General features: G+C 56.6%; 14 protein-coding genes and 3 tRNA genes. 9 read left to right on the forward strand and 8 right to left on the reverse strand.

The window, feature by feature from the left end:
- Positions 1–54: 54 nt before the first annotated feature.
- Positions 55–210, reverse strand: coding sequence for an AcrZ family multidrug efflux pump-associated protein (locus MKZ79_RS08660; RefSeq protein ID WP_336141286.1), 156 nt, complete (start codon positions 208–210; stop codon positions 55–57).
- Between the two features lie 142 nt (positions 211–352).
- Here MKZ79_RS08660 and modE point away from each other — a divergent pair, with 142 nt between their 5' ends.
- The 6 genes from modE to gpmA all read left to right on the forward strand — a co-directional run bounded on the left by modE (position 353) and on the right by gpmA (position 7,386).
- Entirely contained in the window at positions 353–1,132 is a 780-nt protein-coding gene (modE, locus tag MKZ79_RS08665) for a molybdenum-dependent transcriptional regulator (protein ID WP_336141288.1), read from the forward strand.
- Between the two features lie 76 nt (positions 1,133–1,208).
- Positions 1,209–2,675, forward strand: a complete 1,467-nt coding sequence (modF, locus tag MKZ79_RS08670; RefSeq protein ID WP_336141289.1) for a molybdate ABC transporter ATP-binding protein ModF — start codon at positions 1,209–1,211, stop codon at positions 2,673–2,675.
- A 590-nt stretch (positions 2,676–3,265) separates the two neighbouring features.
- Positions 3,266–4,312 (forward strand): galactose-1-phosphate uridylyltransferase, encoded by a 1,047-nt coding sequence (gene galT / locus MKZ79_RS08675; protein ID WP_336141291.1) that lies wholly within the window; start codon positions 3,266–3,268, stop codon positions 4,310–4,312.
- Positions 4,313–4,314: 2 nt separating this feature from the next.
- Positions 4,315–5,463, forward strand: a complete 1,149-nt coding sequence (gene galK / locus MKZ79_RS08680) for a galactokinase (RefSeq protein WP_336141292.1) — start codon at positions 4,315–4,317, stop codon at positions 5,461–5,463.
- Complete coding sequence (gene galM / locus MKZ79_RS08685; RefSeq protein ID WP_336141294.1) at positions 5,457–6,488, forward strand: galactose-1-epimerase; 1,032 nt, start codon at positions 5,457–5,459, stop codon at positions 6,486–6,488. Before galK ends, galM begins: the two co-directional genes overlap by 7 nt.
- Before the next feature lie 145 nt (positions 6,489–6,633).
- A complete protein-coding gene (gene gpmA / locus MKZ79_RS08690; RefSeq protein WP_253454860.1) occupies positions 6,634–7,386 on the forward strand; it encodes a 2,3-diphosphoglycerate-dependent phosphoglycerate mutase in 753 nt (250 codons plus the stop codon).
- A 94-nt stretch (positions 7,387–7,480) separates the two neighbouring features.
- Here gpmA and aroG read toward each other — a convergent pair whose 3' ends face one another.
- Positions 7,481–8,533 carry a 3-deoxy-7-phosphoheptulonate synthase AroG gene (aroG, locus tag MKZ79_RS08695; RefSeq protein WP_336141298.1) on the reverse strand — a complete coding sequence of 351 codons (1,053 nt, stop codon included), beginning with the start codon at positions 8,531–8,533 and terminating at the stop codon, positions 7,481–7,483.
- 292 nt (positions 8,534–8,825) lie between these two features.
- Here aroG and MKZ79_RS08700 point away from each other — a divergent pair, with 292 nt between their 5' ends.
- Both MKZ79_RS08700 and zitB read left to right on the forward strand, forming a co-directional pair.
- On the forward strand, positions 8,826–9,176 hold the full coding sequence (locus tag MKZ79_RS08700) for a YbgS-like family protein (protein ID WP_336141299.1): 351 nt from the start codon (positions 8,826–8,828) through the stop codon (positions 9,174–9,176).
- A 161-nt stretch (positions 9,177–9,337) separates the two neighbouring features.
- Positions 9,338–10,273, forward strand: coding sequence for a CDF family zinc transporter ZitB (gene zitB / locus MKZ79_RS08705; RefSeq protein WP_336141301.1), 936 nt, complete (start codon positions 9,338–9,340; stop codon positions 10,271–10,273).
- Here the strand turns inward: zitB and pnuC are convergent, their stop codons facing one another.
- The 3 genes from pnuC to MKZ79_RS08720 form a co-directional block, all read right to left on the reverse strand.
- A complete protein-coding gene (gene pnuC / locus MKZ79_RS08710; RefSeq protein ID WP_336141302.1) occupies positions 10,274–10,981 on the reverse strand; it encodes a nicotinamide riboside transporter PnuC in 708 nt (235 codons plus the stop codon).
- 28 nt (positions 10,982–11,009) lie between these two features.
- Positions 11,010–12,050, reverse strand: a complete 1,041-nt coding sequence (gene nadA / locus MKZ79_RS08715) for a quinolinate synthase NadA (RefSeq protein WP_336141303.1) — start codon at positions 12,048–12,050, stop codon at positions 11,010–11,012.
- 133 nt (positions 12,051–12,183) lie between these two features.
- Complete coding sequence (locus MKZ79_RS08720) at positions 12,184–12,681, reverse strand: methylated-DNA--[protein]-cysteine S-methyltransferase (RefSeq protein WP_336141304.1); 498 nt, start codon at positions 12,679–12,681, stop codon at positions 12,184–12,186.
- A gap of 165 nt (positions 12,682–12,846) precedes the next feature.
- Between MKZ79_RS08720 and MKZ79_RS08725 the strand changes: the two genes are divergently transcribed.
- Complete coding sequence (locus MKZ79_RS08725; protein WP_336141305.1) at positions 12,847–14,295, forward strand: AlkA N-terminal domain-containing protein; 1,449 nt, start codon at positions 12,847–12,849, stop codon at positions 14,293–14,295.
- A gap of 101 nt (positions 14,296–14,396) precedes the next feature.
- Here MKZ79_RS08725 and MKZ79_RS08730 read toward each other — a convergent pair.
- The 3 genes from MKZ79_RS08730 to MKZ79_RS08740 all read right to left on the reverse strand — a co-directional run bounded on the left by MKZ79_RS08730 (position 14,397) and on the right by MKZ79_RS08740 (position 14,691).
- Positions 14,397–14,472: transfer RNA gene (locus MKZ79_RS08730), tRNA-Lys, on the reverse strand.
- Positions 14,473–14,476: 4 nt separating this feature from the next.
- A tRNA-Val gene (locus tag MKZ79_RS08735) sits at positions 14,477–14,552 on the reverse strand.
- Between the two features lie 63 nt (positions 14,553–14,615).
- A tRNA-Lys gene (locus tag MKZ79_RS08740) sits at positions 14,616–14,691 on the reverse strand.
- Between the last annotated feature and the right edge of the window lies 1 nt (position 14,692).

Raw genomic sequence — 14,692 nt, forward strand, 5'->3', positions numbered from 1 at the left:
AGGTGACACGCAAAAAATAGCGCCCGACAGGATCGGGCGTATCGGGAAGGTCTTTCAGCGGCGCTCGTTTGCCGGCCGATCGTTACGATGTCCGACTTTCGAAATGACGTTAAACACTTCGCCCAGGCCATAGATCAGGCCAAGAATAATCGCCATCACCACGGGAACCATGAGGATCGCTTCTGCAAGACCGATAAGTAATTCCAGCATGGTATTCTTCCTCACTGAATAAAAGAAGTTATTGTATCTGTAGCGGAAAAAAGTGCACTGACCTTTTGTGCGTTTTACCTGTTTTTACGTCTGTCGCCTGCAACCGTGTACAATTCAGGAAACCCTTTTGCCAGGAGCCCCTATGCAGGCCGAACTCTCCCTGATCCTGAAACTACAGCAGCGGCTTTTCGCCGATCCCCGCCGTATCGAATTGCTTAAGCAGATTGCCGCGACCGGCTCCATCAGCCAGGGCGCGAAAATGGCCGGTATCAGCTACAAAAGCGCCTGGGACGCCATCAACGACATGAACACGCTGGCCGACCGCACGCTGGTGGAACGCGCCACGGGCGGCAAAGGCGGCGGCGGCGCGCGGATTACCGCTTACGGCGAGCGGCTGATTCAGCTCTATGCGCTGCTGGAGCAAATCCAGCAAAAAGCGTTCGACGTGCTGCAGGATGACGTGCCGTTGGGCAGCCTGCTGGGCGCGATCGCGCGGTTTTCGCTACAGACCAGCGCCCGCAATCAGCTTTTCGGCACAATCGTGCAGCGCGATGCGCAGACGGTGCAGCAGCATGTGGAAGTCCTGCTTGCGGACGGCGCGACGCGCATCAAGGCGGCGCTAACCGAACAGAGCGCGAACCGCCTTGAACTGACTGCCGGCAAAGAGGTGCTGGTACTGATTAAGGCGCCGTGGATAGACGTAACGCAATCCGCTTCCAAAGCCGATAACCAGCTTGCCGGCACGTTGAGCGAGTTAGTAAAAGGCGACAGCCACAGCGAAGCATTAATTACGCTGCCGGGTGGCGAAACGCTGTGCGCAACCTTAACCAATTCTCGTACGGAGGAGCAAAATCTGCAGCCAGGCATGACGGTGACAGCACATTTTAATGCCGATCGCGTGATTATCGCCACGCTGCTCTGAATAGGGCCGCGGGGTTTGACAGCGCCGATGCCGGGGATCAATAGTGAAGGCAACAATGCATAAAATGGAATAAACAATGTTTACGTTGCAAATTTCGCAAGGCACGTTTCATCTCAGCGCAACCCGAAACCTGATCCTGCCTGACCTGACTATTCAGGCAGGCGAAAGCTGGGCCTTTGTCGGCGCCAACGCCAGCGGCAAATCTTCGCTTGCGCGGGCGCTTGTGGGCGATCTTGCCGTCGCCAAAGGCATGATGAATAGCAGCTTCAGTCATCCCATCAGGCTCTCGCTGGAACAGCTGCAGAAGCTGGTGTCCGAAGAATGGCAGCGTAATAATACTGATATGCTTAGCCCCGATGAGAATGATACCGGTCGTACCACGGCGGAAATTATTCAGGATGAAGTGCGCGACGAAGCGCGCTGCCGTCAGCTGGCGGAGGCGTTTGGTATCACATCCCTTCTCGATCGCCGTTTTAAATATCTTTCGACCGGTGAAACGCGTAAAACGCTGCTTTGCCAGGCGCTGATGGCGCAGCCGGATCTGCTGGTGCTCGACGAACCTTTCGATGGCCTGGACGTCGGTTCGCGCGCCAGCCTGGCGCAGGTGCTGGCGCAGCTGCATCAACAGGGCCTTACGCTGGTGCTGGTGCTGAACCGCTTCGATGATATCCCTGATTTTGTCGATCGGGTCGGCGTGCTGGCGGAGTGCGAGCTGACGCATATCGGCCCGCGTAAAACGATTCTGGCCGAAGCGCTGGTCGCCCAGCTGGCGCATAGCGAAAGCTTACAGGGCATGGCGTTGCCGGAAGCGGACGATGCGTCGGCTAAGGCCGCTCTGCCACGTGAGATGCCTTTGATAGTGCTGCGCGACGGCGTAGTCTCTTATGACGATCGTCCCATCCTTAATCATCTTAGCTGGACAGTGAAACCTGGCGAACACTGGCAGATTGTTGGACCGAACGGCGCGGGCAAATCAACGCTGCTGAGCCTGGTCACGGGCGACCATCCGCAGGGTTACAGCAACGACTTAACGCTGTTTGGCCGCCGTCGCGGCAGCGGGGAAACCATCTGGGACATCAAACAGCATATTGGCTATGTGAGCAGCAGCCTGCATCTCGATTATCGCGTCAGCAGCAGCGTACGCAACGTGATCCTTTCCGGCTATTTTGACTCTATCGGTATCTATCAGGCAGTTTCCGATCGTCAGCGCAAGCTGGCAGAACAGTGGCTGCAGCTGTTGGGGCTGAACGCCGCAGCGGATACGCCCTTTCATTCGCTGTCATGGGGACAACAGCGGCTGGTGCTGATCGCCCGCGCACTGGTCAAGCATCCTGCGCTGCTGATCCTGGACGAACCGCTGCAGGGTCTGGATGCTATCAACCGTCAGCTGGTACGCCGTTTTGTCGATGTGCTGATTGGCGAAGGCGCGACGCAGCTACTGTTTGTGTCGCACCATGCGGAAGATGCGCCGCAGGCTATTACGCACCGTCTGACTTTTGTGCCCGATGGCGACAGCTATCGCTATCTGCAGGAAGCGCTTTAAACCATAAGGTTTACTCGCCTGTTTAACCCGGCGCCTGTTGACGGCGCTTTTTTATGCGCGCTGCAGCCTACGCTGAGCATTTGCAGTTACTGCTTCGGCGCATCATCAATCTCTTTCCTGGTAGCAGCCTTTGAATATCTTTATCTTTTTTCAGAAACCCTCAGCTTCTCTTCTGGAGCCAGGCCAAAGCTGACAAAAGACTGGCGAACCAGACAGGCGGTTTGCACTCCTTCACAGTCAAGTATGTTGGCACTAAAAACCTGATTCCTTCGCCTGCCAGCATTCAGCCTGTGGTCTTCTACCTGGCAATAACCTGTCGGAAGATTTATCTGAAAATCCGCCTACTAAGCTGTGACCGCGTGTGCCAGCAATTTAAACATCCATAACCCCCGAAAGCGTGTAACCGCTACCACTTAGAGGCGCTTCGAAACGGCACTCTATGGATCAATCAGCCGTGGAACCGGCCTCTTCAGAATTTTCATCTTGTGTAAACGATTCCATTTATTCACACTCGATCACGCTTTATCGCTTCGCGCTGTGCTATTTTTCTCTCAGGCTTGCAGGCATTACCAAAGTTATCAGGACTTACTATGCAGAAATTTAATCCGGTCGATCATCCTCATCGCCGCTATAACCCGCTGTCCGATCAGTGGATTCTGGTTTCCCCGCACCGCGCCAAACGTCCCTGGCAGGGCGCGCAGGAGACCCCTTCTCAGGAGCAGTTACCGGCGCACGATCCGGACTGTTTTCTTTGTCCTGGCAACACGCGCGTAACCGGTGATAAAAATCCCGATTACGCCAGCACCTATGTGTTTACCAATGATTTCGCCGCGCTGATGACCGATACGCCGGACGCGCCGGAAAGCGACGATCTGCTGATGCGCTGTGAAAGCGCGCGCGGCACCAGCCGGGTAATCTGTTTTTCACCGGATCACAGCAAAACGCTGCCTGAGCTTTCGCTTGCCGCGCTGGAAGATGTCGTTCGCACCTGGCAAGAGCAAACGGCCGATTTAGGTCAGCACTATCCGTGGGTGCAGGTTTTTGAGAACAAAGGCGCCGCGATGGGCTGCTCTAACCCGCATCCGCATGGCCAGATCTGGGCCAACAGCTTCCTGCCCAATGAAGCTAAACGAGAAGATGATCTGCAGCGCGCTTACTTCGCTAAAAATCAGTCGCCGATGCTGGTGGATTACACGCGCCGCGAGCTGGACGACGGCAGCCGCACGGTAGTGGAAACCGACCACTGGCTGGCCGTTGTGCCCTGGTGGGCCGCGTGGCCATTCGAGACGCTGCTGCTGCCAAAAGCGCACGTCAAGCGCCTGAACGATTTAACCGATGAACAGCGCGCCGATCTGGCTGTGGCGTTAAAAAAAGTCACCAGCCGCTACGACAATCTGTTCCAGTGCTCATTCCCCTACTCGATGGGCTGGCACGGCGCACCTTACAACAGCGAGGCCAACGATCACTGGCAGCTGCACGCCCATTTCTATCCGCCGCTGCTGCGTTCCGCCACCGTACGCAAATTTATGGTCGGCTACGAAATGCTGGCCGAAACCCAACGAGATTTAACGGCGGAGCAGGCTGCTGAGCGTCTGCGCGCCGTCAGCGATATTCACTTCCGCGAGACCGGAGCATAACCATGAGTTTAAAAACCCTGACCCAACAGATTTTCAGCGAAAAATTTGGCTATGCCGCGCCGCAAACTATCCAGGCGCCGGGTCGCGTTAACCTGATCGGCGAGCACACCGACTATAACGACGGCTTCGTGCTGCCCTGCGCTATCGATTATCAAACCGTGATCGCCTGCGCCAAACGCGACGATCGCCAGATCCGCGTTATCGCCGCGGATTATGAAAACCAGCAGGACATCTTCTCGCTGGATGAAGAGATCGTGCCGCACGAGACGCAGATGTGGTCCAACTATGTGCGTGGCGTAATCAAGCACCTGCAGAAACGCTGCCCCGATTTCGGCGGCGTGGATATGGTGATTGCGGGCGACGTGCCGCAGGGCGCGGGCCTGAGCTCTTCCGCCTCGCTGGAAGTGGCGGTCGGTACCGTTTTCCGCCATCTGTATGAGCTGCCGCTGGATGGCGCGCAGATTGCCGTTAACGGCCAGGAAGCGGAAAACCAGTTCGTCGGCTGTAACTGCGGCATCATGGATCAGCTGATTTCGGCACTGGGCGAAAAAGATCATGCGATGCTGCTCGACTGCCGCACGCTGGGCACTCGTCCGGTTCCTATGCCGGAAGATATCGCCGTGGTAATCATCAATTCCAACTTCCGCCGCAGCCTGGTCGGCAGCGAGTACAATACGCGCCGTCAGCAGTGCGAGGCGGGCGCGAAGTTCTTCAATAAGAGTTCGCTGCGCGATGTCGAACTGGCGCAGTTCGAAGCGATGGAGCACGAGCTGGAACCGCTGGTAGCCAAACGCGTGCGCCACGTGCTGACGGAAAACGCCCGTACGCTGGAAGCGGCTGAAGCGCTGGCGAAAGGCGATCTGGCGCGCATGGCCGTATTGATGGCGGAATCGCACGCTTCCATGCGCGACGATTTTGAAATCACCGTGCCGCCGATCGATGCGCTGGTAAACATTGTGAAAACCACTCTGGGCGATCGCGGTGGCGTGCGCATGACTGGCGGCGGCTTCGGCGGCTGCGTAGTGGCGCTGATGCCGCTGGATCTGGTCGACGAAGTGAAAGCCGCCGTGGCGGAGCAGTATGAAGCGCAGTCCGGCATCAAAGAAACCTTCTACGTCTGCAAGGCTTTTGAAGGAGCAGGCCCATGCTAAATCATTCCCATGCGCCGGATGGGCAACCGTGGCGCATTACCACGCTGCGCAATTCGGGCGGCATGGTAGCGACCTTTATGGACTGGGGCGCCACCTGGCTTTCCGCGCGCGTGCCGATGAAGGACGGTAGCGTACGCGAAGCGCTGCTGGGCTGCGCGACGCCGGCAGATTACCTTAACCAGACGGCCTATCTTGGCGCCACGGTCGGCCGCTACGCTAACCGTATCGCCAACGCCACTATCAGCGCCGAGGGGCAAAGCTGGCAGCTGGCGGCCAATCAGGGCGAGCATCAGCTGCACGGCGGCCCGCAGGCGTTCAATAGCCGTCGCTGGCAGATTGTCAGGCAGACCAGTCAGGAAGTGGAATACCAGCTCGAGTCGCCCGATGGCGATCAGGGCTATCCCGGCAACCTGACGGCTACCCTGCTCTATCGGCTGGAAGAGGACAATACCCTCGCCATCAGCTATCACGCGACGGTGGACAAAGCCTGCCCGGTTAATCTGACCAACCATGCCTATTTCAACCTGGACGCCGAACATGGCGACGCGCGCCATCACCGTCTGCGGCTGCGCGCCGATCGCTATCTGCCGGTAAACAGCGAGGGCATTCCCAACCGACCGCTGACCGACGTCGCCGGAACCGGTTTCGATTTTCGCGAAGTGAAAAGCGTGGCACAGGACTTTTTGCTGGATGAAGATCAGCGCGCGGTTAAAGGCTACGATCACGCCTTCCTGCTGAACGGCGGCGATGAGACGCAGCCGGACGCCGAACTCTGGTCGGCCGACGGCAGACTGAAGCTCAGCGTCTTTACCACCGCGCCTGCGCTACAGTTCTATTCCGGAAATTATCTGGAAGGCACGCCGGCTCGCGAACAGGGCGTCTATACTGCCTTTCAGGGTATAGCGCTGGAGAGCGAATTTCTGCCCGATTCGCCCAATCACCCGGAATGGCCGCAGCCCGACTGCTGGCTGCAGCCAGGTGAATCGTATCAGTCCGCGACGCGCTACCGCCTGACGCCGCTTTGATTAAGCGCATGAAAAACGTGCATCGCGCCTGCGGCAGGCTTACCTGCCGCGAAAATTTCCGCTATGGTAATGGCCAGTTAAAATTGCGTCGGCAATTTTCGCTTTCCGTTATCTTAGAAACGTCAGATTATTAAGGAGTTAAGCTATGGCTGTAACTAAGCTGGTTCTGGTACGTCACGGCGAAAGCCAGTGGAACAACGAAAACCGCTTTACCGGATGGTACGATGTTGATCTCTCCGATAAAGGGCGTACCGAAGCGAAAGCGGCGGGTCAGCTGCTGAAAAAAGAGGGCTTTACCTTCGATTTCGCTTATACCTCCGTGCTGAAACGTGCCATCCACACGCTGTGGAACATTCTTGACGAAGTGGATCAGGCCTGGCTGCCGGTTGAAAAATCCTGGCGTCTGAACGAGCGTCACTATGGCGCGCTGCAGGGCCTGGATAAAGCGGAAACCGCGCAGAAATATGGCGACGAGCAGGTCAAACAGTGGCGTCGCGGCTTTGCGGTAACGCCGCCGGAGCTGGACCGCGCCGACGAGCGTTTCCCTGGCCACGACCCGCGTTACGCGGCGCTGACCGCTGAACAGCTGCCAACCACCGAAAGCCTGGCGCTGACCATCGATCGCGTGCTGCCTTACTGGAACGAGTCCATTCTGCCTCGTATGAAGAAAGGCGAGAAAGTGATCATCGCGGCGCACGGCAACTCGCTGCGCGCGCTGGTGAAATACCTGGACGACATGAGCGAAGAAGAGATCCTGGAACTCAACATCCCAACCGGCGTGCCGCTGGTGTATGAGTTCGACGAAAACTTCAAGCCGATCAAACACTACTACCTGGGCGACGCGGACGAAATCGCTGCGAAAGCGGCTGCCGTGGCTAATCAGGGTAAAGCGAAGTAATTTATCTTTACGGATAAACCAACGCAAAAAATCCGCCTGCGGGCGGATTTTTTTATGCGTGGAACAGTCGGCTTGCTGAGCAAAAAAATGGTTTTTAACCGCGACGCGCCTTCACCGCTTCCGCCAGCTGGCGCAGCACGGTTTCGGTATCGTCCCAGCCGATGCAGCCGTCAGTCACGCTTTTGCCATAGACCAGCGGCTCGCCGCTCTCCAGGCTCTGATTGCCTTCCACCAGATGGCTTTCGATCATCACGCCGATAATCGCCTTTTCACCGCCAGCGATCTGCTGCGCGACATCGTCTGCTACGTTCAGCTGCTTTTTAAACTGCTTGCTGCTGTTGGCGTGGCTGAAGTCGATCATGATCTGCGGATCCAGTCCCGCTTTCAGCAGGCCGTTTTTAACCGCCTCCACGTCCTGCGCGCTGTAGTTCGGCTCTTTACCGCCGCGCAGAATGATATGGCAGTCGCCGTTGCCGCTGGTTTCCACAATCGCAGAGTGACCATACTTGGTAACGGACAGGAAGCAGTGCGGCGCGCTGGCGGCGTTGATGGCGTCGATAGCCACCTTGATAGTGCCGTCGGTACCGTTTTTAAAGCCCACGGGACAGGAAAGACCGGAAGAGAGCTCGCGGTGAACCTGAGATTCAGTCGTACGCGCGCCGATTGCGCCCCAGCTCATCAGATCGGCCACGTACTGCGGCGTAATCATATCCAGGAACTCGCCCGCAGCTGGCAGGCCGGTATCGTTGATGTCCACCAGCAGCTTACGCGCAATACGCAGCCCATCGTTAATCTGATAGCTGTTGTCCATATGCGGATCGTTAATCAGCCCTTTCCAGCCGACGGTGGTACGCGGTTTTTCGAAGTAAACGCGCATCACCACTTCCAGCGAATCGCTCAGCTCTTCGCGCAGCTTTAGCAGGCGTGCGGCGTACTCTTTAGCCGCGACGGTATCGTGAATCGAACACGGGCCAATAACCACCAGCAGACGATCGTCCGTTTTTTGCAGAATGTGGTGAATGGCCTGGCGGGTCGCGGCGACGGTTTTGACCGCCGTCTCCGTGGCAGGAAATTTTTCAAGCAGCGCAACAGGAGGTAAAAGTTCTTTAATTTCTTTGATTCGTAAGTCGTCGTTCTGATAATTCATAATTATTCCAGATAGTTACTGAGCCGTACTGCACACCAGGCGCATCTGAACCAATTTATCGCGTGCGCTGATAGCTGTAAATCGACTTTGCACAAATTATTATCGCTTCAGGTTGCTGTTTCCGCGCTTTTTACTACACTTTTAACTGTTAATATTTAAAAAAAGGCATAGAGATCACCAGCTTCAACGCTTTGTGTTCGCTGCGCCCGGGAGATTAACTCCTTTTGTATTATGCAAACCGCTTTTTTAGCAGGGTTTGGTTCGCCAAAACGCAAAAAATTAACGGAGTAAGATGATGAAAAAGTTTGCAATCGTTTTCCTGACAGCAGCAATGACTCTGGGTAGTGCTTCCGCTATGGCGGCAGGCAGCAATAACGGCGGCGCCAATCAGGCGGCCGATGCGGGCGCGGCAGCAGGCAGTGCCAAAGAGAACATCGCCCCAAACCATGTTGATAACAGCAAAATCAACAATACCGGCGACGCGACTACAGGGACGCACCATAAAACGACTCACCACGCCAAAAAGAAAATGACGGCGGATGAGATCGACAAAAACGCGCAGTGTAAAGATGGCAAATGTCCTGACATCAATCAGAAGGTCGGCCCTGGCGCGGACAGAAAAACTGACGGCACCACGCAGTAAACTGGCTGCCCGTGACGAGAAGGAGAGCTGAGGCTCTCCTTTTTTATTGGCTGTTTTAAGCAAATTTTACGCCTCACCAAATGTTAAAAAGACTCGTCTCCGGTTAAAGCTAAGCGCATAATCCCGGAGTATGAAAGGCTGTTTTTAGAAGATGGAAGCTTATGGCGCACTCGCACTCTCATAGCGGCGGAAACCGCAATCGTTTACTGGCCGCTTTTGTTGTAACGGCTGTTTTTATGGTCGCGGAAGTTGTCGGCGGCCTGCTTTCAGGCTCGCTGGCGCTGCTGGCCGACGCTGGTCATATGCTCACTGACGCCGCCGCGCTGTTAATGGCGCTGCTGGCCGTGCAGTTTGCCAACCGTAAACCTAACGCCCGCCACACTTTTGGCCTGCTGCGGCTGACCACGCTCGCCGCCTTTATCAACGCTATTGCGCTGATAGTGATTACCGCGCTGATCGTCTGGGAAGCGATACGCCGTTTTATGCATCCCGAGCCCGTAGCCGGCGGCTTTATGTTGGTGATAGCCGTCGCCGGCCTGCTGGCTAATCTGCTCTCGTTCTGGCTGCTGCATCACGGCAGCGAAGAGAAAAACCTTAACGTTCGCGCTGCCGCGCTGCATGTGCTGGGCGATCTGCTGGGTTCCGTCGGCGCTATCGCCGCCGCGCTGATTATTATGTATACCGGCTGGACGCCTGTGGATCCGCTGCTGTCTATTCTGGTGGCGGTGCTGGTATTACGCAGCGCCTGGGCGTTACTGAAAGAGAGTTTTCACGAGCTGCTGGAAGGGACGCCGCCGCAGCTGGACGTGGAGAAGCTAAAGCGGTCGTTAACGCGCGATATTGCAGAAGTACGCAACGTACATCATGTGCATCTGTGGCTGGTCGGCGAAAAGCCGGTGATTACGCTGCACGCGCAGGTTATTCCGCCTTACGATCATGACGCCCTGCTGCACCGCATTCACAATTATCTGCATGAACATTATCAGATTGAACATGCAACGGTGCAGATGGAGTATCAAAGCTGCGACGACGGCGACTGCGAACTGTCATGGGGAAGGCATGAACACGACGGCGAACATGCCCACCACCATCACTGATTAAGCCAGCGCCCGCCCGCGGGCGCTTTTAATCCACAGCCAGGAGCCGTTCAGCGCTATCAACGTCAGAATGGCGTACTCCAGCGACATGGCGTAAACGCCCTGACGAGCGAAGATCATCACGCTGATGACATCGATCACGACCCACAGCAGCCAGTTCTCGACATATTTCCGCGTCATTAAAATCATCGCCACCACCGACAGCACCAGCAGACAGGAATCCCAGAACGGGAAAGCGTCCGGCTGAAGCTGCGGCATAGCGACCGCGAGGCCCAGCGCCTGCATCAGCCTGACGGCGATTTCCGTCAGCCAGGCGAAGACCGGATCGATATAGCGCGTCATTAAGGCGATCGCCACTACGCTAAACAGCGCCCAGCCCAGCGCTTTCGGCAGGCCCAGCCAGCGGATTTGCAGCGCCTGCTGGTTGTCCGTGGTTTGTCGCGTCCAGGCGTACCAGCCATAGACGTTGGCGCCAAAAAAGAAGAGCTGCAGCAACAGGCTGGCGTAGAGCTGGATCTGAAAAAAGATCACCGCGAAAAGCGTAACGTTGATCAGGCCGAAAACGTAGTTGATGCTTTTTTCCTGGCTGGCCAGCCAGATGCAAAGCAGCCCGGCCAGCGTGCCGATCGCTTCGATCCAGGAGAGATCGTAACCGCCCGCGCCAAGCGGAATATGAACCAGAATATTTTGCGTGCTGAAAAAATCCATATTGGCACCTTGTTCCTGAAATTAGGCGTTATTTTAGAGATGCAGCAAAGGTTAGCATACGATTTAAGGGGCGTAACGCACCTTCACGCAGGGCTGCGTCCACCTGAATCTCGTGTTGCTCGCCGCCCTGTTCCAGACCCTGTGCGATAGCCTGCAGGCCATTCATCGCCATCCACGGACAGTGCGCACAGGTACGACAGGTTGCGCCCTCGCCCGCCGTTGGCGCCGCCAGCAGCTCTTTATCCGGGCAGGCCTGCTGCATCTTGTAAAATATGCCGCGATCGGTCGCCACAATCATCTGCCGCTGCGGCAGCGTTTTGGCCGCCTGAATCAGCTGGCTGGTGGAGCCGACCGCGTCAGCCAGCTCAACGATTGCCTGCGGCGATTCCGGATGCACCAGCACCGCCGCATCCGGGAAAAGCGCCTTCATGTTTTTCAGCGCCTGCGTCTTAAACTCGTCATGCACGATACAGGCGCCCTGCCAGCACAGCACGTCCGCGCCGGTCTGTTGAGTCACGTAGCGGCCAAGATGCCGATCCGGCGCCCAGATGATTTTTTCGCCCAGGCTATCCAAATGTTCAATCAGCTCTACAGCGATGCTTGAGGTCACTACCCAATCGGCACGCGCCTTCACGGCGGCGGAAGTATTGGCGTAAACCACCACGGTACGATCGGGATGCGCGTCGCAAAAGCGGCTGAACTCCTCGATCGGACAGCCCAGATCCAGCGAGCACTCCGCCTGCAGCGTCGGCATCAGGATGGTTTTCTCCGGGCTGAGAATTTTGGCGGTTTCTCCCATAAAGCGCACGCCTGCCACCAGCAGCGTAGAAGCTTTATGCTGGCTTCCGAAGCGCGCCATTTCCAGCGAATCCGCCACGCAGCCGCCGGTTTCTTCCGCCAGCGCCTGAATTTCCGGATCGGTGTAGTAATGTGCCACCATCACCGCATCGCGCTCTTTAAGTAGCTTTTTGATTTTATTACGATAAAACTGCTTTTCGTCGACGGTTAAACGGGCGGGCTTCGCCGGGAAAGGATAAACGGCGGCTTCAGGATCGAACATCAGGCTCATACGCGGCTCTCGTTTTGTTAACTTAACCCAGCCGGCGGATAGACGACAAAACTGCTACATATCCGCCCGCCTTGTTTTATATGCTAAACAAGATAGCCGAATCATTCGCCGCTGTCGCGCTGTTTTTCACGGTTCAGGTGAGGCGAAACTCTTCCGGCGCTTCCAGTTTCAGCAGCAGCGCTTTGGCGTCCAGGCCCCCCGCGAAGCCGGTCAGCTTGCCGTTGGCGCCAATAACCCGATGACAGGGTGCGATAATAGAGACGGGATTTCTGCCGTTGGCGGCGCCTACCGCGCGTACTGCGGCAGGATGACCGATTTCACGGGCAATATCGCTGTAGCTGCGGGTTTCGCCGAAAGGAATAGCGACCAATGCCGCCCAGACTTTTTTCTGAAATTCCGTTCCGACAAAATCGAGCGGCAGGGTAAAGCGCTTACGTTTGCCGGCAAAGTATTCCGTCAGCTGACGTTCGGTTTCCTGCAGGATCGGATGCGAACCTTCCTGCAGCGGATCGGGCAGCCGATAACGTTTGGGATCTTCGTTTTCCCACAGCACGGCGGCAAGTCCTCTGTCGCTGGCGATCAGTTTTAATATGCCGACCGGCGATGGCATAAGTTTGTAAAAATGCAGCATCTTTCTCTCCTTCGCCCTGCTCTGTGTGAGGATGATTATCCGCGTTCCTGGTTTTCGCGCCAGCCGTTTTCGGCCATCGGGTTAAATTAATCAGGCGTCCGAAAATGGCTGGCAAGGCCGCCTCAAGCGGCATACTCTGCCAGAAAGTCAGCCGCAGGAGTAAATATGATTGACGCGCAGATAGCCTATCGGGCACTCACCTCACGTGACAGCCGCTTTGACGGTCTGTTTTACGTGGGCGTTCTCTCCACCGGCATCTATTGTCGTCCCGTCTGTCCGGTTAAGGCGCCGCTGGCGAAAAACTGTCGGTTTTTCGAGAGCGTCGAGGCTGCAGAGAAGGCGCATTTTCGCCCCTGCTTACGCTGTCGTCCCGAACTGGCGCCGGGCTGTGCGCCGCTCGACAGCAGTCGGCGCGTAGCCGATGAGCTTGTCCGACGTATTGCGGAAGGCGCGCTGGAAGAGGAAGAGAGCAGTCTGGAGAGGCTCGCCGCGCACTTTTCACTGAGCCTTCGCCAGCTGCGGCGTATCGTGCAAAAAGAGCTGGGCGTGTCGCCACGTGAATTGCGACAGACTCGCAGACTGCTGTTGGCCAAACAGCTGCTGACCGAAACCGCATTGCCGATCACCGAGATTGCGCTGGCCAGCGGTTTTGCCAGCCTGCGCCGGTTTAATGATGTTTTCAACAAGCGCTATCGTATGCCGCCAGGCCGTCTGCGTAAGCAGGCGCAGAACGGCACGCTCGCCCTCAGCGAAACTTCTGTGCTACAGCTTCACTACAGACCGCCTTTCGACTGGCCTTCCCTACTCGCATTTTTACGCGCGCGTGCGCTAAAAGGCGTGGAATGGGTTACCGAAAGCAGCTACGTCCGTACGGTTCGTCTGGGTGACTGTCAGGGCTGGATTCGGGTAAGCGCGGCGGAAAATGCGCTTTCCGTCGAATTTACCCATTCACTGACGCCGGTTTTGCCTGCGCTGCTGAGGCGATTGCGTAATCTGTTCGATCTGGATGCGCATCCGATGCAGATCGCCGAACAGCTGGGACAGGACGCGCTGCTGCGCGACAGCCTGCAGCGCAATCCGGGATTACGCGTGCCGGGCGCGTTCGACCTGTTCGAGATGAGCGTTCGGGCAGTGCTTGGACAGCAAATTACGGTTAAAGCGGCTACCACGTTGGGCGGTCGTTTTGCTGAAGCTTTTGGCGAGGCTTACGTCACGCCTTTTCCTGAACTGACTCATCTTGCGCCGACAGCGGCGACGGTAGCGCAGGCCTCCTCTGGCAGGATTGTTAGTCTGGGAATTATCGGAACACGAGCCAGAACGCTGCAGAGTCTGGCTCAGGCCTGCCTACAGGGAAAGCTGGCGGACTTCGCTATGCAGCCGGAAGAGGCGCTTGCCATGCTTACCAGCCTGCCTGGTATTGGCGACTGGACGGCGCACTATATTGCCATGCGTGCGCTGCGTTGGCCGGACGCTTTTCCTGCCGGAGATGTCGTGGTGAGGAAAAATCTGGGCGGCGTGACGGCAAAAGAAGCGGAATACCGCTCGGCTGCCTGGCGTCCGTGGCGCAGTTACGCGGTGATGCATATCTGGAAAAATTTAACGCCGGTGAAGTAGCCATGGTCAGACAGGGGCGCCGCTATGAGCGTCGCGGGTAGGTTCAAACCCCGCCCGAATCGCGCATAGCAAAAAGGCGCCTTTAGGGCGCCTTTCTACACTGGTGGGTCGTGCAGGATTCGAACCTGCGACCAATTGATTAAAAGTCAACTGCTCTACCAACTGAGCTAACGACCCGAAGTGGTGGGTGATGACGGGCTCGAACCGCCGACCCCCTCCGTGTAAAGGAGATGCTCTACCAACTGAGCTAATCACCCACTTCGGTACTTCTTTTGTGAAAGAGACTCCTTCACGTTTTACTGCAGCTACCATCTTAATGATGGTGGGTCGTGCAGGATTCGAACCTGCGACCAATTGATTAAAAGTCAACTGCTCTACCAACTGAGCTAACGACCCG

The organism is Erwinia sp. CGal63, from assembly GCF_037026505.1.
Classification (GTDB): domain Bacteria; phylum Pseudomonadota; class Gammaproteobacteria; order Enterobacterales; family Enterobacteriaceae; genus Erwinia.

What these genes read in the sequence shown, in the direction of transcription:
- MKZ79_RS08660 (WP_336141286.1), bottom strand. Translation starts at nt 210, where the DNA reads ATGCTGGAATTACTTATCGGTCTTGCAGAAGCGATCCTCATGGTTCCC.
- modE (WP_336141288.1), top strand. Translation starts at nt 353, where the DNA reads ATGCAGGCCGAACTCTCCCTGATCCTGAAACTACAGCAGCGGCTTTTC.
- modF (WP_336141289.1), top strand. Translation starts at nt 1,209, where the DNA reads ATGTTTACGTTGCAAATTTCGCAAGGCACGTTTCATCTCAGCGCAACC.
- galT (WP_336141291.1), top strand. Translation starts at nt 3,266, where the DNA reads ATGCAGAAATTTAATCCGGTCGATCATCCTCATCGCCGCTATAACCCG.
- galK (WP_336141292.1), top strand. Translation starts at nt 4,315, where the DNA reads ATGAGTTTAAAAACCCTGACCCAACAGATTTTCAGCGAAAAATTTGGC.
- galM (WP_336141294.1), top strand. Translation starts at nt 5,457, where the DNA reads ATGCTAAATCATTCCCATGCGCCGGATGGGCAACCGTGGCGCATTACC.
- gpmA (WP_253454860.1), top strand. Translation starts at nt 6,634, where the DNA reads ATGGCTGTAACTAAGCTGGTTCTGGTACGTCACGGCGAAAGCCAGTGG.
- aroG (WP_336141298.1), bottom strand. Translation starts at nt 8,533, where the DNA reads ATGAATTATCAGAACGACGACTTACGAATCAAAGAAATTAAAGAACTT.
- MKZ79_RS08700 (WP_336141299.1), top strand. Translation starts at nt 8,826, where the DNA reads ATGATGAAAAAGTTTGCAATCGTTTTCCTGACAGCAGCAATGACTCTG.
- zitB (WP_336141301.1), top strand. Translation starts at nt 9,338, where the DNA reads ATGGCGCACTCGCACTCTCATAGCGGCGGAAACCGCAATCGTTTACTG.
- pnuC (WP_336141302.1), bottom strand. Translation starts at nt 10,981, where the DNA reads ATGGATTTTTTCAGCACGCAAAATATTCTGGTTCATATTCCGCTTGGC.
- nadA (WP_336141303.1), bottom strand. Translation starts at nt 12,050, where the DNA reads ATGAGCCTGATGTTCGATCCTGAAGCCGCCGTTTATCCTTTCCCGGCG.
- MKZ79_RS08720 (WP_336141304.1), bottom strand. Translation starts at nt 12,681, where the DNA reads ATGCTGCATTTTTACAAACTTATGCCATCGCCGGTCGGCATATTAAAA.
- MKZ79_RS08725 (WP_336141305.1), top strand. Translation starts at nt 12,847, where the DNA reads ATGATTGACGCGCAGATAGCCTATCGGGCACTCACCTCACGTGACAGC.